The organism is Acetobacter indonesiensis (assembly GCF_000963945.1).
Classification (GTDB): domain Bacteria; phylum Pseudomonadota; class Alphaproteobacteria; order Acetobacterales; family Acetobacteraceae; genus Acetobacter; species Acetobacter indonesiensis.
In genome coordinates, this window is sequence record NZ_BAMW01000009.1 from 22548 (window position 1) to 40234 (window position 17687).

General features: G+C 52.8%; 14 protein-coding genes. 8 read left to right on the plus strand and 6 right to left on the minus strand.

The features are described 5' to 3' along the window. Positions 1–2: 2 nt before the first annotated feature. The 4 genes from Abin_RS04050 to Abin_RS04065 all read left to right on the plus strand — a co-directional run bounded on the left by Abin_RS04050 (position 3) and on the right by Abin_RS04065 (position 3952). Positions 3–977 carry an ABC transporter permease gene (locus tag Abin_RS04050; protein WP_048845124.1) on the plus strand — a complete coding sequence of 325 codons (975 nt, stop codon included), beginning with the start codon at positions 3–5 and terminating at the stop codon, positions 975–977. 4 nt (positions 978–981) lie between these two features. After that, positions 982–2064, plus strand: coding sequence for an ABC transporter ATP-binding protein (locus tag Abin_RS04055; protein WP_084593458.1), 1083 nt, complete (start codon positions 982–984; stop codon positions 2062–2064). Positions 2065–2156: 92 nt separating this feature from the next. Then, positions 2157–3149 carry an ABC transporter ATP-binding protein gene (locus Abin_RS04060; RefSeq protein ID WP_048845085.1) on the plus strand — a complete coding sequence of 331 codons (993 nt, stop codon included), beginning with the start codon at positions 2157–2159 and terminating at the stop codon, positions 3147–3149. A gap of 56 nt (positions 3150–3205) precedes the next feature. Then, complete coding sequence (locus tag Abin_RS04065; RefSeq protein WP_048845086.1) at positions 3206–3952, plus strand: lysophospholipid acyltransferase family protein; 747 nt, start codon at positions 3206–3208, stop codon at positions 3950–3952. A gap of 10 nt (positions 3953–3962) precedes the next feature. On the opposite strand, the gene Abin_RS04070 is transcribed toward Abin_RS04065, so the two are convergent. The 6 genes from Abin_RS04070 to Abin_RS04095 all read right to left on the minus strand — a co-directional run bounded on the left by Abin_RS04070 (position 3963) and on the right by Abin_RS04095 (position 14907). Beyond that, on the minus strand, positions 3963–4490 hold the full coding sequence (locus Abin_RS04070; protein ID WP_048845087.1) for a hypothetical protein: 528 nt from the start codon (positions 4488–4490) through the stop codon (positions 3963–3965). A gap of 214 nt (positions 4491–4704) precedes the next feature. Beyond that, positions 4705–5880 (minus strand): glycosyltransferase family 32 protein, encoded by a 1176-nt coding sequence (locus Abin_RS04075; protein ID WP_048845088.1) that lies wholly within the window; start codon positions 5878–5880, stop codon positions 4705–4707. 172 nt (positions 5881–6052) lie between these two features. After that, positions 6053–9415, minus strand: a complete 3363-nt coding sequence (locus Abin_RS04080) for a glycosyltransferase (protein ID WP_048845089.1) — start codon at positions 9413–9415, stop codon at positions 6053–6055. 134 nt (positions 9416–9549) lie between these two features. Beyond that, on the minus strand, positions 9550–12513 hold the full coding sequence (locus tag Abin_RS04085; RefSeq protein WP_048845090.1) for a glycosyltransferase: 2964 nt from the start codon (positions 12511–12513) through the stop codon (positions 9550–9552). Positions 12514–12654: 141 nt separating this feature from the next. Then, a complete protein-coding gene (locus Abin_RS04090; protein ID WP_084593449.1) occupies positions 12655–13668 on the minus strand; it encodes a CgeB family protein in 1014 nt (337 codons plus the stop codon). A 324-nt stretch (positions 13669–13992) separates the two neighbouring features. Further along, entirely contained in the window at positions 13993–14907 is a 915-nt protein-coding gene (locus Abin_RS04095) for a LysR family transcriptional regulator (RefSeq protein ID WP_048845091.1), read from the minus strand. Between the two features lie 61 nt (positions 14908–14968). On the opposite strand from Abin_RS04095, the gene Abin_RS04100 reads away from it, so the two are divergent. The 4 genes from Abin_RS04100 (at position 14969) to Abin_RS04115 (ending at position 17661) form a co-directional block, all read left to right on the plus strand. Continuing rightward, complete coding sequence (locus tag Abin_RS04100) at positions 14969–15439, plus strand: PACE efflux transporter (RefSeq protein WP_084593450.1); 471 nt, start codon at positions 14969–14971, stop codon at positions 15437–15439. 228 nt (positions 15440–15667) lie between these two features. After that, positions 15668–15889, plus strand: a complete 222-nt coding sequence (locus tag Abin_RS04105) for a (2Fe-2S)-binding protein (protein WP_048845092.1) — start codon at positions 15668–15670, stop codon at positions 15887–15889. Between the two features lie 115 nt (positions 15890–16004). Then, the gene (locus tag Abin_RS04110) at positions 16005–16964 is read left to right on the plus strand and encodes an NAD(P)H-dependent glycerol-3-phosphate dehydrogenase (RefSeq protein ID WP_048845093.1); all 960 of its coding nucleotides are present in this window, start codon (positions 16005–16007) and stop codon (positions 16962–16964) included. A 157-nt stretch (positions 16965–17121) separates the two neighbouring features. Further along, on the plus strand, positions 17122–17661 hold the full coding sequence (locus Abin_RS04115) for a Dps family protein (RefSeq protein WP_048845094.1): 540 nt from the start codon (positions 17122–17124) through the stop codon (positions 17659–17661). The last annotated feature ends 26 nt before the right edge of the window (positions 17662–17687 follow it).

Here is a 17687-nt window from a genome sequence, read left to right on the forward strand (position 1 = left end):
CCATGATCACGGCCCTGCTGCGCCGCCTTGGGCAGACAGTATTTGTGCTGTTCGGCATTTCCGCACTGGTGTTCATGGTCTTTTTCGCCACGCCGGGTGCGGACCCAACCGCCCGCATTGCAGGGCGCAATGCATCGCCCCAGACCATGGAAAAAGTGCGGAAGGAATACGGGTTTGATCGCCCTCTGCCCGTGCAATACGCCACCATGATGAAAAAACTGTTCATCACACAGGATCTGGCATCTTACGTTGACCGGGGTGAACTGGTTGTGCCTGAAATTGCGCGCGCAGCCCCGGTTACGGTTTCGCTAGTCTGTGGCGCCGCCGTTATCTGGGTTGTGGTGTCAATTGCCATGGGCACGGTTGCCGCCGCCCTGAAAGGCACATGGATAGACCGTAGCCTGATGATGCTGGGGCTGGTGGGTATTTCTATGCCGGTGTTCTGGCTGGGGCAGGTCACCAATCTGGTTACCCAAAGCCGTTACCATGATACGTGGCTGTTTTCCTGGGTGCCGGGGCTGGGATACGTGCCGTTGACCGAAAACCCGTGGGGGTGGTTCAAGGCGCTGGTTATTCCGTGGGTGGTGCTGGCGGTCATGTTCATTGGCATTTACAGCCGGGTGCTGCGGGCAGATCTGGTCGCTCTTTCCGGCGAGGACTTCATGCGCACGGCCCGTGCCAAAGGGCTGTCACCCACACGCGTGCTGCTGCGGCATGGGCTGCGGACGTCTCTGGTCACGTTTGTGTCTCTGTTCGGGCTTGATTTTGCACAGCTTGTCGGCGGGGGCGCATTGTTGACCGAGGTCGTGTTCGGCCTGCCCGGCGTAGGCCGCTTGACGTATCAGGCCCTGACCAACCTTGATCTGCCCTTGATCATGGCTACCGTGATGTATTCTGCCGTGTTTGTGGTTCTGGCCAACGCTGTGGTGGATAGCGTCTATCTGCTGCTTGACCCAAGGGTGCGTGATGCACGCTGACACCATGCCCTCCCCCGCCCTGCCGTTGCTGGATGTCCGCAATCTGTGCGTCAGCTTCCCGTCTGGGGGCAGGCTGATCCCTATTGTTGAAAACGTGTCCTTCACGCTGGCCGAGCAGGAAATTCTGGGGCTGGTTGGAGAGTCAGGGTCTGGCAAATCCGTGACGGCCATGGCGCTGATGGGCCTGATTGACAGCCCCGGCGTTGTCATAACCGGATCAGCCCTGTTCCGGGGGCAGGAACTGGTTGGTTTGCCGCAAAAGCAGCTTCGTCGCCTGCGCGGACGGCAGATAGCCATGATTTTTCAAGACCCGATGACAGCCTTCACCCCGGTCTACACCATCGGCTGGCAGATTGATGAACAGATCCGGGCTCATGAAAAACTCTCCCGCAAGCAGGCGCGGGCACGGACCGTTCAGCTTCTGGGTGAAATGGGTGTGCCCGACCCGGCCCGCACGGCAGACCGCTACCCTCATCAGCTTTCTGGCGGGCTGCGCCAACGCGCCATGATTGCCATGGCGCTGTCCTGCAACCCGGCGCTTCTGATTGCTGATGAACCCACAACCGCGCTGGATGTGACGGTACAAGCGCAAATCCTTGATCTGATCCGTAATTTACGGACGTCTCATGGTTCGTCCGTTTTGCTGATTACGCATGATATGGGGGTCGTGGCAGAAACGTGTGACGCCACACTGGTGCTGTATTCCGGCAGGGTGGCCGAAACTGGCCCGACTGCGGATGTTTTTGCCCGCCCCGGACACCCTTATACTACTGCCCTTCTGGCCTCCATCCCACCGCTCTATGGTGCGCGCCCGGACCGTCTGCCCGCTATTGCGGGGGCTCCGCCTGCCCCGCTGCACCGGCCAGCAGGCTGTGCTTTTGGCCCACGCTGCCAGTTTGTGCATACACCCTGTCTGGCCGCGCCACCCCCGGCGCTTTTTGCCGTTGGCCCGTCACAAGCAGCCGCGTGTGTTCTGCCTGCCGAGGGCACACCGCTTCCGCCCAGATTGACAGAGGGGGCCGTGGTTACTGCTCCCGTATCCTCCCAGCCTCCCGCACAGTTCTCGTCGCCCGAGGCACAGTCATGACCGGTTCCCCCTCCTCCCCGGCCGATCAGTCTTCGGCTGATCCAGTCGCGCAGACCGCGCATGGTCCATCAGGGCACGCTAACGCAAAAACTATGCTGCGCCCGACTGACACGGCAACAGCACCGCTGCTGAGCGTCCGAGACTTAAGCAAGACCTATGATCTGCCACGCGGCCAGTCTCTGAAAGCCGTTGATGGAATTTCCCTCGATGTCATGCCGGGCGAGGTTCTGGGGCTTGTAGGGGAATCTGGCTGTGGCAAATCCACGCTTGGTCGCTGCCTGCTGCGCCTGACGGACGCAACATCCGGCCAGATTCTGTTTGAAGGGCAGGACATTACCCGTCTGAGTGAACGGGCGTTGCGCCCCCTGCGCCAACGGATGCAGATGGTGTTTCAGGATTCCTACGCATCGCTCAATCCTCGCCGCCGGATTGGAGATCTGCTGGCCGAGCCGCTTAAAGTGCATCCCGGCCCGGATGGACGCAAACGCACACCGGCAGTCATAACCGGCCGGCTGCATGATCTGATGGAACTGGTCAGTCTGCCTGTCACAGCGCTTGACCGCTATCCACACGAATTCTCTGGTGGTCAGCGCCAGCGTATCAACATTGCCCGTGCTCTGGCGCTGTCCCCCCGTCTGGTCGTGGCGGATGAACCTGTTTCAGCACTGGATGTGTCTGTGCAGGCGCAAATTGTAAACCTGTTTGCAGACCTACAGGCGCAGCTTGGCCTGACCTATGTTTTTGTGGCGCATGATCTGGCCGTCGTGCGTCAGATTTCAACCCGCGTTGCTGTCATGTATCTGGGCGCCATTGTGGAAATTGGCGAAACCGATGATGTTCTGCATCATCCTGCGCACCCTTACACCGCCGCGCTGACACAGGCCGTCCCCCGACCGGAAGTTGGGGCGTTGCGTCACCCGCCATTACGCGGTGATATTCCCAGCCCTGTCGCCCGTCCATCAGGGTGCCGTTTTCATACACGCTGCCCCGCCGTGGAGGACCGGTGCCGGACTGAGGAACCCACATTACAACCTGTCCGATCCGGGCACGACGTGGCCTGCCATTTTCCGCTGGCGGCAAACTAAAAGGCCCAGTATGCAGAAGCCTCCCTGCGCCCTGCCGTAGAAAGCCCTTCATTATCATGCTCCGCTTTTCCGCTATCAGTGCCTGCCTGCGCTTTTATGGCTCCCTGCTGGTTATCGCCGTTATTTTTCTGGCACTGGATGCCGGGTCATGGGTGCTCCGCAGCATGATGCGCGATAGTGCGCACCGACGCCGGTTGGGCCGTGCGTGGCTACACACCATCGCGCGGCTTGCCATTCGTTACCTGCAAGCGGCGGGTATGGTGGATTGTGATTTGTCCGCACTGAAGTCTTTGCGCACCGTCAGCAATATTGTGCTGGTCGCCAACCATCCGTCCCGGCTGGATAGTCTTATTCTGGCGTCGGCTCTTCCCCACATGACGTGTGTTACCAAAGCCTCAATCTGGGAGCGATCAACCTTAGGCAGCACCCTGCGTACGGCCGGGTATCCGCGCCATGACACCTTGCTCCGGCTGATTGGCCCTGCCAGCCAAAGTCTGGAAGAAGCCGGGCAGCTTCTGCTGTTTCCAGAAGGGACACGATCACGCGCGGGCGCAGAAGCCGGTGCATTCCAGCCGGGTTTCGCGGCTATTGCCCAACGCCTTAATGCTGACGTGCAACCTTTATTGATTGAAACGAACTCGCCTTATCTGTCGCAAGGCTGGCCTTTTCTACGCATGCCACCGCTGCCGATGCGCTACCGCGTCAAAGCAGGCCCACGCCTGCCCGCCCCAACGCGAGACCAAGCCAGCGCCCGTGCACTGATTGAGACTGTAGAGCAGATCCTCAAACAGGCTTCTGTTTAAGTAGTCTTTGTTAAAAAGCGTTTTCGGTTTCTGTCATTTCTGAAACGCAGTTTTTGAATTTTGCCACGCTTTTGGCAAAGCCACCCATATCCATCACCCATTCTTCTTCAGACCCGGATGGAAACGCGAGTATCAACCAACCACTATGGCTTATGCCGGAAAACAGAATTTTCAGATCATCCAGCGTCAAAGTGATAGAAAGCGAATTATTGGCTCCAAACGCATTATATGTCTGCTGCCATTTTTTATCTTTGGCACTTTGAAAAAGAAGGGGCATGATTTGCCCCGTCATATCGGGCCATTCTTTTTCAGTAATCAGCAAGGTATGACTTGGATACGTCTGCTCGCTTGTCAAAAACGCGAACGTACGCCCATCACTGAACTGCCCTTCAACCTGACAGAAGCTACCCCCGTCCTTATTATCAGAACGGGTAACGGACCATGTCCCTTCTTCTGCCACCTGCGCGTCTTCAGCACGAACTGCTCCGGCAAGACAGCAGACCAGCAGAAACGCTTTCCCCAGATGCAAGCTTTTCATGCCACAACACACATATCTATTACACAATTCAGGAACAATCAGCATGCCATAACCAGCAGGTTATGCACCATTAAATTGAGGAATAACTCTCGCGAATCTGTTCACATTTTCAACTTAACAGCCTTTCTGGTTAATACCCTTACCATAAAGGCTGTTTGTAAATATCAATATACGCGCCGATAAAACTGATACGACATATTTATACAGCAATGAACTACGAAGACTTTTTTATAATTTCATCAAATTTTTCTTGGTCGTATAGCTTTATCCGCTCGCCGTCGTTAATACCCTGAAGGGCGCGGAAAGCAATTCTTGAGAGGGCACGGTTGAAGATACCCGGACCTGTTTTATAAGGTCTATAGAGATATCTATGCTTGTAGCTATTAGTGTAGAGGCTGCGTAGACACTCTCCCATGAAGACACTGTTCGCAAGCGTTCCATAAAAACCATTATGAACAACATGATTTTTATTTAAAAACAGCACCACATCGTCTTGTTGCCCGAGCATGAAATTCAAAGCATCTTCATTTTCAATGCGGGCATCTGCATTGAGCCACCACCCACCGTAAAGATTGGTAACATGCACACGTAGAAAATCTGCGGCTTCTGCAGAGCTCCGCATGGACAGAAAGAGTTCTCGGGCTTCAGTTCCATAATATTGATAAAGAAATTCTACCGCATCTTCCTTATTGAAAAATTTAATTTCCATATCAGGAATACCTTGATGGAAATAAAGATTTTCAATAACCTCTTCAGGTGGATTCTTGTCCCAATACATGAATAGTTTTTGGGGAATACGCTTTTCACCTGCACTCTTTAGTATATCAGAATTGAAAAGGCTGGGATGAATTTTCCGGGCTATTTCCAAATACAGCCAGTCTATTTCCTCACCACTCACAAACTCTTCAAAAGCATTTCCCATATGAATAAGCGCCTGACGGCTATCGCCTCCACGCCAAGCGGCGCGAATACTTTCGATATAGTTTGCATACGGACGACACAGGGCCGCCAGCGTTTGCAGATCATGTTCCGGCAATTCCTTGCCCGCCTTCAGGAAGCAGAGCAGTCTGACCTGCATCAATGCCTGCGGCAGTGGATATTCACCCTGGTTTTTTGAATGAATACGGAAAGCCAGACCATAAATACAAGCCGCTTCAAACGGTTTCTGATTTCGGTGAAGAATATTAGCTACTGTGAAGGCATGTTCAAGCGTCGTCGCGCCTTGATTACGGAAATATTCAGTCGCTTGTGCATCCCGTTCTATGCATTCTATCTCGAAAGCAGTAGGTGCTTTCGGATATACGTCACCTGTATTTCCAGACGCCAGATTATCCAGAGTGTCAGCATTATGATCTGACATAGCCTCACTGTTGTTTTCGTTATCTGGCATAACCCAAACCCTCCAGTTTTTTAATTTCTTACCATTTTGACAGAATGTTTTTCTGAACCATATGACAGAAAACCCAAACAAGCTGCCTAAAGCTTGTCCGGGCTTCCCTTCAGCATCATGTCAAATGCTAGCTTGCAGTAACAATAACCTGCAAGTTAAGCGTATAACTCACTCAGGCACTGACCAGTTCAGATGTCTGCTGCATTGTTGCACGCAGCATAGCGCGCACATGCTCTGCCACCTGCGGAGAGACCTCGCGGTTTACAACGTCTTTCACGCTGTTGCCATCCAAAGACACAACAAAATCCAGTGGGCGAATACCGATCTGGTCATTCACGGTGTTGACCAGACAGATACGATAATCGCCTGTCAGGCTTTTGGGGAAGCCAGATTTGAAGACAATGTCAGCCTCGAAACCAACGCATAGGGGCGCATCAGAGAACACCCCACTGACGTCACTCCGCACACATCGTTCTGTGCCGAAGTAGAAGATTTCGTCAGACTGTTCAGCCACACAAGCGACAAACAGCTTCCCGGCAGCGCGGATATTATGCAGGAACGCCCAACCGCTGAGATAGAAACCGTTTTTATTGATTTCACGCGGTGGATTACCAATCAGGCCCGAGCATTCATCAATGTAATATTCAAGATCCCCGCCATTATAGACCTGCAATGCCTGTGTGCCAGGCTGTGTCAGCTTGACACCACGGATCTGACCATCCTGATGAGCAACCCGACGGAAGTCTGCCATCACACGCAGGTTGGATGGCTGGGCATACAGAATATGCTTGATCTTGCCTTCATCAACCTGAATCTGGAAGGGGGTCAAAGCGAAACTGCCACGGCCGTTGATCACGTTGATCAAGGCAACACGGAACGTGCCTTCACACCATTTACCACGCAGCGCAACCTGACCGGCAAACCCGGAACGACGCGGTGCATCAGGATAAATAGTCAACACATCAGGGCGCGATTCCCGGATGCAAGGCAGGAAGATAACAGGCTGGTTCTTGTCACCAATCAGCACGGTATAAAGCGTGCCGGATGCGCTGACACGCGGCACCATGTGCCAACCCCGAATATGAAATTCGTAAGCGCCTTCAAAATCAACCAGTTCGCTTTCTGCAAAAACATGATGACAAATATCATCAATGTAATATTCGGCATCCTGAATAGCGAACCAGTCACTCACGGGTTCTGGCAATTCAACCGACAGATCACGCGTGGTTGGCGGATCAAAGATATGACGCGGCGGAGCCTGATGGCGCCAGGACGCGTGCGGCAGCAGATGAACCTGTCCAGCATCAATCTGCATTTCAGAAAAGCCCAGACGCGTAAATGGCGCAGCTTCGTAATAAATATCACGGAGCTGACGACCATATTCCGCACCGTCGGTCCACAATGCGGGCGAGATATTGGCCATCATCTGTTTGCGCAGCGGTTCAGAGGCGCGCAGAAGCTCCAGACGTTCCAGCACCATGGAGGGGCTGTTGATCGGCACTTTGAAACCGTTCACGCCATCTTCCACACGGTCATGCAGCGCGCCAACATCCGTGACGATGGGCAGCAGACCGTTCTGCCAGGCTTCTGACAGGGAAATACAATATGTTTCCGGCCAGATGCTCAGGTTCAGGGCGACGTCCGCTACCTTCAACGCGTCAGTGTTACCCATGGAATACTGACCATGCACCGTGACATTGGGGCGGTTAAGGTCAGCCAGCACCTGCTTATATTCCGGGTGAACAGCCCCGAAAATATGAAAGTGGAAATTATCGGGGTGTGCAATCTCAATCAGATTGAGAATGGTATCGGCCCCTTTGGTACGCAGGAAGTTCCCTACGATGGCAACACTGAGTGGTTTGCCATCCAGAGGCTTATAATCCTTCCGCGCAACCGGCAGCGTGCTTTCAGGGGATGGGATACCCATGATGGCACATTTTTTCTGCTTAACAATCGGGTAGATTTTGCTGATCAGATTGTAGGAGTGTTCTGTACCAAACAGCAATGCATCCACAGAATGCAGCATTGTGGCCACAAAAGCCCGACGGGTCTGTTCCCCACCATATTCAACATTTTCTGCATTTTTCAGAATAATGTCATAGGCAACAACGGATTTCGTCAGTTCCTCGTCATACCGGAAGCTCTGGTCAAGCAGGTTGTAGCGGGAAGAAATCAGCCAGAAATCATGGGCCGAGAACACAACGCCAGCACCACAGGCCTTGGCGATGATGGGCAGAGACAGCGCATGATGGCCAAGGTGCTGGAAGTGCACAACATCCATGTTGTAGTGACTGAGCACGTTGGAGAAGGCCATTTCCTCTGGCCCGTCACACATTGCATCTGTCCAGCCGACTTCCGGCACGTCAAAGCGTTCGACCTCTTCCCCATCAGAGGTAATCAGACGGCAGTGACCACCACGGCGCAGCCAGTAGTAAAAATCAATTTCACGCCCCAGCAGAGAGCACAGGGTTTCCTGATAAACTTCAACCCCACCCCAAGCGGCTTCATATTTTGTGGAATGCGTGCACATCAGCACACGTAGGCGACGCTGTGCAACTGTTGGCACTGGCGGCGCTTTACGACGGCCAAAATCTGCCCCCGTAACGTCCATCATGGTGCGCAGACGGTTTTCATACAGATGTTTGTCGAGAACAGATTTCTTGGCTGCCTGTGCCGCCCGTTTCCGCAAGGTCGGGTTGGTCAGGAAACTGTCGATGGCAGCAATAACACCACCAACATGACGGGCAAGTGCAATGCCCTTCACATCGTCAAAATATTTGCTGTCCATGGCTTCAGGCGCTTCAATCACCTGTGCCGTGCCGGCCAGACCTAGTTCATAAAAGCGGGGGCCGGGAGCCGTCGCCTGACTGGTATCGCCATGGCTGGCATAATCACGGAACATGGTCAGCGTCACTGCGCTGGCGTTTGCAAAATCAACAAAGGCTTCGTGGCTAACCGGGCGCTGAATAGCCAGTTCAGCCAGATCGGACGGCAGAGGCGGCAGATATTCGTTACCGGGGCAGATCAGCTTCAACCGTGCATTCGGGAACGCGGCAATGACATGGCGCAGGGTTTCCACGCGGTTTGGCCACATGGTACCAGCAAAGAAAATGTCATAATCAAGCTGATCAGCCGGTTTGATCAGACGGTCATGCAGTGAAAGAGAGGCCGCCAGCGGCAGGTAGTGGCCTTTACTGCCGTAGGCTTCGACACAGGACGGGTCATTGGTGAAGACGTAATCAAACAGACCGGCATTGGCAGCATTGAAATCCTTCATGAAAGGATCTTCAAATGTCCAGAGGATCATGGTCTTGAACGCGGGCCGCATGCGTTGCAGCAGCGGAATATTGATCCGCTGACCATCAATACAGATAAGGGTGGAATGCTCGCCTGCTGCGGCCAGGGCACCCAGATCGTGATTATCGGCCACAACGACCTGATCATCACCCAGGAGTGCTTTGGCAGCGCGCTCAACCCCCAAGGTCAGATAGGCATTGGGGTTGTGCGTATAGTTGGTGTTGTAAATTATGGCCATCTGATTTTTGCCGCCCTTATCGTCCTGTAGTGAGCCCCATCAAGGCACATGATCACGTAATTTGTAATCGCTTCTTTACTTGAAGCAAGCGTCGAAAACTGGAGTGTTCTTTTTATTGGGTTGCACCTGATTGCTCAACACAGATACTCCGGGTTTCGCGCTGGTACATCCAGAATGGTTTGAATGGTACGAACATAGGCTGCGGGTTCATTTTCAACCGCAACACGCCTGAGTTCATTCCGGCGTATTTTCTGCCACAGTGTCCGGTCCTGATACAGGCTGACAACAGCATGGGCGAAAGCCGCGGCGTTTCCTGTTGCCGCCCCCAGCAGATCTTCCCCTGACTGCCAGCCAACCTGCTCACAAAGGATATCTGACGCCACAATCGGGATACCGTGCGCGGCGGCTTCATGCAGCTTGTAGGGAATACCGCCAGCAAACCGGGTGGGTGCTACAAACACACGGTGCGCGTTATAGTAAGGCGTCACATCTTCAACGCGCCCCACGACATCTACCCTTGGGTGAGCCAGAATTTTTTTCAGATCAATGTCAGGATTGGTGTAACCACAAATCCTGAATTTCACGTCTGGCGGCAAGTGGGGGTCAAACAGTGGCAGCACCTCATTCGCGAACCAGATCAGGGAATCGAGGTTCGGCGAATCCCTGTCATGCACCGCCCCGACAAACAGGATATCCTGCCGTTCGGTAAAACCGGGTGTGAAGCGGTGCGCGGATTGCAAATGCCCCAGAACAGAGACGTCCTGATGCCCAAGGCGTCGCAGCGTTGTGGCATCTTTCTGGTTCACTGCCACCAGCTTCTGGGCGATGCCGGCCGAACGAAATTCTTTTTGCAGCATTTCTTCAAGGGAGTGCTGAGGCTGCTCACCTTTCAGTGCCCATTTTTGTAATTCTCGGCCCGATGCCACGGCTTCCGTATCAAGCACGACGGAGCAGCCAGACAGCGCGCCCGCACATTCCGCCAATACCGGGGCCAGCCGCTCGGCATTATGGGTCCGCGCCACCCAAATGACATCATAATAACCGGGGCGAGAGTTCAGAAAACCTGCCAGATCTTCCAGCCCTTTGTTCGCCACGATTTCGGCACGGTCAGGAAAGCCTGTGTAGGTATCATCCACCATGCCCATTGGGCGGAATACGGGATAAACCGTAACGTGACAGCCCAGTGATTTGACCATAGCCGTAATCACGTCATTGGAGCGGGTGAAGCCGCTACCAAGATGCCTGAACGGCAAAAAGTCTTCTATGAAAAGAACATTTTTTGTCGCTGGTACAGCCGAGCGCGCCCACAAATCCTGATGTGGGTTTCGTGCAGGGCGCGTTTCGATATAGGCCCGGTTTTTTTCTATGAATTTCTGCTGATTTACGACCATCATCTGGTTGCTTTCCAGCGTGCCAGATGTGCCATACTCGTAGTGAACAACAACAACTGCCGGGTCATAGACAACATCTGCACCCTTTTGACGAATACGAACGCAGAGATCCGTTTCTTCAAAATAGGCAGGGGCATAGTCAGGATCAAACCCCGAAAGCTGACGCAGCAGGTCTGTACGCACCAGTAAAAACGCACCAGAGCAGAAATCTACTGACCGTACGTAATTGGCTTCCGGGCTATCTGGCATGTGGTCACGCAGATAGCCGCAGACGCCGCCATCCCCCCAGATAATGCTGCCCGCTTCCTGCAAAAGACCGTTTGTACGCACCAGCTTGGCACCCACAGCCCCTGCATTCGGCTCCTTAGCAAACCGCGCCACGGCATTTTCCAAAGCGTTAGGCATCAGTTCGAGGTCATTATTCAGGTAGAGTGTAAAGTCTGCCTTCACATGGCCCAGAGCTTCATTACAGCCCATCAGGAACCCGACATTTCCTAAGGCCCGGATAACATCCAGCCCTTTTACAAAACGTTCAATATGGCGCGTTTCATCTGACGAGCCGGAATCAACAAGAATAACCTGAAGGCTACCGGCATAATTGGCACGTAAAGACGCCAGAGCCGACATGGTCATGGCAAAATTATTGTGCACAATTATAATAACGCTGATTTCTGGCTTTTCGTATGAAAAGTCCAGACCGCTGCGCAGCAATAGCGGCAACCGCACCCGGCACATGTCCTGATAAACGCTTTTCGAGATATATTCCCGTTCATGCGCTGTATAACCAGTTTCTTCCACTATGCCGCCATGCGCTATGTAATGAACAAAAACACTTGGAAAAGTATGGGCTGCGATTTCGCTTTTTACTTTAGGATTTTCTGCATAAACGCGCAATTTCACGTCTTCGGCAGGTTGACGCAGTTCATACTGACCATTTTTTACAAAATGCTCATAACAGTTTCTGAACGCCCCGTGCTTTACAGCATCTGCTACATCTTCATAGGCTTTTGCGTAAAACTGTTCTGAAAAATAGGCATTCGGATTGTAATAGGTGGGTTTGGCATTCGCCAGATAATGGTGCAGCGGGCCATTCCAGAGAAACGCTTCCCTTTTTACTTCGGGGTAGGTTTCCAGATACCATTCAGGGTCAAAGTAAGGAGAAAACCGCCGCATCTGTAAGTCTGCATTCGGCAACGCCTTCAGCAGACTGATGTAGGGCCCATCGTCAACATTCACCACAAAGTCAGGCGCATCCGCCAGAAAAACGGCGGGGTCAAAAAATGGGGAAGACGCGCAGTGTAGCCGACCGCCCTGATTCAAATAATGATCATACCCGTTTCTGAAACCGTTTTCGGCCAGGGTTTCTATAGGGAAATCCAGAAAGTTCCGGCGATAATAATCCTCATCAAATAACCAATGCGGGTTACAGGACCAGAAACCGACTTTGCAGTAATGGTCAAAACCAGAAACGTAGTCACCCGCGGCAACGTGGTCCACCACCACGGGGTAGCGACTAATATACCAGGCTTCATCAAAAAACAGATTGGGAGAATGCTTGAGTGCAGGCCCGCGCGTTTCATAAAAACGGCGGATTTCTTCATCTGACTTTACATTAAAAAAAGAAAGAACAGGCTGATACCGCTTTTTGTACCATTCCAGGTCAAAAGCAGACCAGTCAAACTTTTTCCTGTTTTCAGACAAAGACATCCCTGTATTCCACGCTTACACTTACAGTATGATCCACCATCATTCCGTTTTACTGGCAGCGATGAGGGTCTGTTCGCTTGAGTGAGACTGCAAACTGGCCGGCCACAGGGCACGTAACCCTATGGCCGGACGAACTGCTTGTCAGGCCATGAATCCTTGTTCATGCAGAACACGGACCACATCCTGAATACGGTTGCCATACGTGTGTTCCGCCAGGGTTCTTTCCTGCGCTCGCCGGGTGGCTTCTGCCCGTTTTTCAGGGTTAGGCAGATACTCTTCCACTAATTTATCAAAGTCGCGCTTGTTGGAAAAAGTCGGGATTTCGTCAGCGTTGAAATAACGACGCAGTTCATACGTGTCTTCATGAAATACCTGAAACGCGCCGGCAGCAGCGGCTTCAAATGTGCGCGGCCCCGGGGTGGAAGGGGAAATCATGAAACGCTTGTTTTCAAAATGAAGGGACCGGCCCAGATTGAGCACCATTTTGGAACGTTGATACAGTTCGACCAACTGATGCTTTTCAATACGCGCATCAGAAAAGCCGATACCAAATTCGCCCCAACCCGGACCGATGATACGCACATTCAACTTACGCAGAGACGGCATAAGCGTGCGCACAATGTCCTTACGGCTGGTAAACGCAACACCACAGAACAGAACGTCAATCGTTCTGTCCGCTTCACCCGTCAGCGGGGCGTAGTGCAGTTTGCGGCTGGCGGCCAGAGGCAGATGGAAGACTTTGTCACGCAGGTAGAAATTATGCCCCCAGCGGTCGCAGGAGAAAACAATGTCAAAATCGTCTGAAATGCGATAGTTCGCATCCTGTTCGTAGGGGTCTTCTGTTGCCCAGAAAACGGTGGAGGCCCCTATTTTTTTGGCTTCACGGCAGACTTCGCCAAAATATGTGCTTTCGGGAAGGTAGGACCCAATAGCAAACACAATGGTAGGCTTCAGGCGCGCAACAGAGGCCGCCGCACCGCTGATATGAACAGCGGTCACATTTTCCTCACCAAAGCATTCTGCCCACCCATCCATGATGGATTCACGAATCTGGGCATTTGCCTGAGATTCATACCGTCCACCACTACACACCAGAACCCGCTGATCTTTACCAAACTGGGCCAAAACCGCGCTTTTCTCTTTGAGAGCTGCCATAAAATTGTCCGTGCGTTCCAAAATTTGTGTAATGCAAACTATAGCCAAACCATCGGCACGAACACTCGCATGCGAACTGTTTGATGTAAAGCGATAAAATAAAAAATTAATAACTGAATAACTCTAAATTTTATTTCTACATATAAGTTTATTATTTATTATACAAAAATATAATTTTTTGGTTTCTTGTTTTTATTTATATTTTGCAAATACTTAATATTTGAGTTGCACCTACTTTCATCACTCCCAGAAGAATACAGCAAAGCATCCTCATCTGCCAATAGTATTCCTGTGGTAATTTCTTCTACGGCCAGTTTAATCTTGTCATGACACGCTAGAAAAGCACGTTGGTGCTAAATCTGGAATACCATCGCGCCCCAACCGTGCACGAAGCCATTGGGCGGCGGGGCCGTGGGCCTGCTTTTTTCGCCATACTGTCACAAGCGGTGTCAGGCATTCCCCTACGCTTTGCTGCAACTCTGGGGACACAATATACGGTGCTGTTGCTGATGCGGCGAGCACATGGTCAGACACAAAAGCCCACCCTATATTGTGCTTCACCATTTCCAGAATGACCCAATGGCTTTCCACCCACCAGACGTCCGCACTGACCCGCAAACTCTGACGTGTCTGTTCCCGGCCACGAGTTGCGACAAGAATCTGGCGGTAGCGTTTCAAATCGTCCCACGTCACCATGCCCTGTGCCAAAGGGTGATCACGCCCACAGACCAGCTTGAGCGCAACATGACCGATTGCCTGAAATAACAATTCAGGTTGCGGATGCTCCTGCTGCCACATCACGCCCAGATCAGCCACGCCATCCAGCACCAATTGCGCCACATCCTCCATCAGCGGAAACAGAATTTCCATCTGCACATGCGGGAAAACAGTCGCAAATTCAGAAAAAATCGTGCCCAACGCGTGCTCGGGGTAAAGCTGATCTATGGCCACAACCAGTTTGTTTTCGACTTTTTCCTCCAGAGAGTGCGCTACCCCCAATAGATGCTCCCTGCGTTCAAGCACCAACCGGGCCTCGGGCAAAAGACGCTGCCCGGCAACCGTCAGAACTGGCACCCGCCCTGACCGGTCAAACAGCGGAAGGCCCAGATCTATTTCCAGATTACTGACATGCGTGCTGACAGCAGATTGCGCCTTGCCCAACACACGGGCTGCCGCCGAGAATGATCCCTCCTCGGCTGCCACAACAAACGCCTGTAACTGGTCAAGCGAAACTGTCATCCATCACCAAAACAGATAGGTTCTATCTTTCCTTACGTGGGTTATGAGATAGGTTGCGCCCATGTCAACTGATGATCCTGCTCTTCCCCCCATGCGTTCCCCTGCCAATCGGGTGCGCCATGCTCTGCTGTTTGAATGTCTGGCGCTTTTGCTGGTCATTCCTGTCGGCGCGCAGCTATTCGGCTTACAAGAAGACTCAATGGGCGTTATTGGTATCGGCAGTGCCATAGCCGCCATGATCTGGAATTATCTCTATAATCTGGGTTTTGATTATAGTTTAAGCCGCCTGACCGGGTCAGTGCACAAAACACTCAGCATCCGCGTTGTGCATACACTGTTATTTGAGGCCGGATTACAGGTTGTTCTTCTACCAGCCATTGCCTGGTATCTGCACACGACTATCAGGCAGGCATTCTCTTTAAGCTTTTCGCTGGCTCTTTTTTATCTGGTCTATGCTTTCTTCTTCAACATAGCCTATGACGCCATTTTTCCTGTCAGCCGTAATCGGGAAACAGAACTTCCGACCGTTTGAAAGTCTCCTCCCCACACCGAGTCTTGTTTTCAGGCCGCTGCCTTTTGTTGCGACACGAAGGACGTGGGTTGGGTACGAAATATGAGGCTTTCCCGACTTTTCCTCTGCCATTCTGATCACAAGCCAGCGGGAATGACAGCCGTGCAATGCGGGTCTTAAGAATAGCTATTGCGACTAATTCTCATTCATGTATAGTCCATTGTGTTAACTCAGCACGGGACGATCTGAATGGTCATCTGCTCTTGCAACCGCCTGACCGACAAAGATGTTAAATCTGCCGTGGCAGATGGGGCGACCCGACCACGTGAAATCTATGCCTCCAAGGGCTGCAAAGCACAGTGCGGGAACTGCGTGCCGGGTGTCGTCTGCATGCTGCGTGAAGCACGGATGCAGATGATGCAGGCACATCTGGCAAATTCTGAACAGCAGGCTGCTGCTCTTTCTGCCTGATCAGCGCTGCATTGTGGGCCAGATTTCTGGCGTATAGCCCCGGTTTTATATCCGTCTCTTTTTATTCATATCGTGGTCGCTTGCCGGATGCACAGGGTTCTGGCACGGCTAGGGCATGAACATGCGTATTGTGGTTATGGGTGCTGGGGCCTGGGGTTCCGCACTGGCGCTTCACATGCACCGCCGCGGGGCCGATGTGCAATTATGGGCCCGCAACCCGGCGGCTCGACTAACATCTGGCGCGATGCCGCGCCTGCCAGATTATCCATTACCAGAAAGCATTTGCGTTTCAGATACCGTGCCCGCGCATGCTGATCTGATTCTGGTTGTTATCCCGGTTCAACACCTAGCATCCGTTCTGCCGTTGTTACCTGCGGGGGTTCCGGCCATCCTCTGCTGCAAAGGCGTTGAACGCGATACACACCGCTTTCCCTTACAGATCCTGGCAGATGCCCGCCCCGATATACCGGGTGGACTACTGTCTGGCCCGAACTTTGCCCATGAAATTGCCGCTGGTCTGCCTGCCGCTGCGGTGCTGGCGGCTGCCGATAAAGGGCGTGCGCATGAATGGGCGGGGCATATCGCCTCCCCCAGTTTTCGGCTTTATGCCAGTGATGACCCGCTTGGTGTGCAACTGGGGGGGGCGGCTAAAAACGTCATTGCCATTGCCGCAGGCACAGCTATGGGGGCCGGCCTGGGAGAAAACGCCCGCGCAGCCCTGATTACGCGCGGACTGGCAGAAACGGGGCGTCTGGCAGATGCGCTTGGCGGCCAACCTGCCACACTGGCGGGTTTAGCCGGGCTAGGAGACCTGTTGTTGACCTGCACGGGCGAAGCATCGCGCAATTACCAGATGGGGCTGGCCTTAGGACGCGGCATGACACCCGAAAACGCCACAAAATTATTAAAAGGCGTGGCCGAGGGCGTGCCAACATCCGATGCCTTATTGGCACTGGCGCGCCAGCATGGTGTCAGCGTGCCAATTATAGAAACCGTTTCAGACCTTCTGGCCCGAAGCATCACGTTATCAGAAGCGCAGAACAGACTGCTCAACCGCCCCTTAAAAACTGAATAAACAAGGCGAATCATTAAAGTTTTCTTTCATCCTTGCATCGTGATCATAGCTGCTAGCGGCGTGCTTGAAAGAAACTTTTTACGGCCTACATTCTTATGGTCACACGACGCCATTACGCGGCACAATTTCAGACGGTTTCATGAAAGGAACGGAAGTTATGGCGAAATCAGCACCTGATGCAAAAGCAGCCCACGTGAAAGAATATCTGGGCACGCCAACAGACCTGAAGGCCGATGCGGTTCACGAAGTTGCCGTTGGTCTGGCCGACACGCTGGCCGATGTTTTTGCCCTTTATATCAAAACAAAAAACTTCCACTGGCACATGAGCGGTCGCCATTTCCGTGACTACCACCTGCTGCTGGATGAGCAGAGCGACCAGATTTTTGCCATGACAGACCCGATGGCAGAGCGCGCCCGTAAAATTGGTGGCACCACCCTACACTCTGTCGGTGAAATCAGCCGTCGCACCCAGATTCAGGATAATGACGCCCTGTATGTCACACCCGAAGACATGCTGGCTGAACTCCGTGATGACAACCTTGCTCTGACCAAGCGCCTGCGTCAGGTGCATGATCTGTGTGGTGAAGCCAATGACGTGGCAACAGCCAGCCTGATTGAAAACTGGATTGACGAAACAGAGCGCCGCACATGGTTCCTGTTTGAATCCACACGCCCGGCATTTGGCAAGAACGACTGATAGTCCTTGCCTGATACGGAATAAAA

Coding starts and splice junctions, on each gene's coding strand:
- Abin_RS04060 (WP_048845085.1), top strand. CDS start 2,157: ATGCTGCGCCCGACTGACACGGCAACAGCACCGCTGCTGAGCGTCCGA.
- Abin_RS04075 (WP_048845088.1), bottom strand. CDS start 5,880: ATGCCAGATAACGAAAACAACAGTGAGGCTATGTCAGATCATAATGCT.
- Abin_RS04055 (WP_084593458.1), top strand. CDS start 982: ATGCCCTCCCCCGCCCTGCCGTTGCTGGATGTCCGCAATCTGTGCGTC.
- Abin_RS04065 (WP_048845086.1), top strand. CDS start 3,206: ATGCTCCGCTTTTCCGCTATCAGTGCCTGCCTGCGCTTTTATGGCTCC.
- Abin_RS04095 (WP_048845091.1), bottom strand. CDS start 14,907: ATGACAGTTTCGCTTGACCAGTTACAGGCGTTTGTTGTGGCAGCCGAG.
- Abin_RS04080 (WP_048845089.1), bottom strand. CDS start 9,415: ATGGCCATAATTTACAACACCAACTATACGCACAACCCCAATGCCTAT.
- Abin_RS04110 (WP_048845093.1), top strand. CDS start 16,005: ATGAACATGCGTATTGTGGTTATGGGTGCTGGGGCCTGGGGTTCCGCA.
- Abin_RS04115 (WP_048845094.1), top strand. CDS start 17,122: ATGGCGAAATCAGCACCTGATGCAAAAGCAGCCCACGTGAAAGAATAT.
- Abin_RS04100 (WP_084593450.1), top strand. CDS start 14,969: ATGTCAACTGATGATCCTGCTCTTCCCCCCATGCGTTCCCCTGCCAAT.
- Abin_RS04050 (WP_048845124.1), top strand. CDS start 3: ATGATCACGGCCCTGCTGCGCCGCCTTGGGCAGACAGTATTTGTGCTG.
- Abin_RS04085 (WP_048845090.1), bottom strand. CDS start 12,513: ATGTCTTTGTCTGAAAACAGGAAAAAGTTTGACTGGTCTGCTTTTGAC.
- Abin_RS04090 (WP_084593449.1), bottom strand. CDS start 13,668: ATGGCAGCTCTCAAAGAGAAAAGCGCGGTTTTGGCCCAGTTTGGTAAA.
- Abin_RS04070 (WP_048845087.1), bottom strand. CDS start 4,490: ATGAAAAGCTTGCATCTGGGGAAAGCGTTTCTGCTGGTCTGCTGTCTT.
- Abin_RS04105 (WP_048845092.1), top strand. CDS start 15,668: ATGGTCATCTGCTCTTGCAACCGCCTGACCGACAAAGATGTTAAATCT.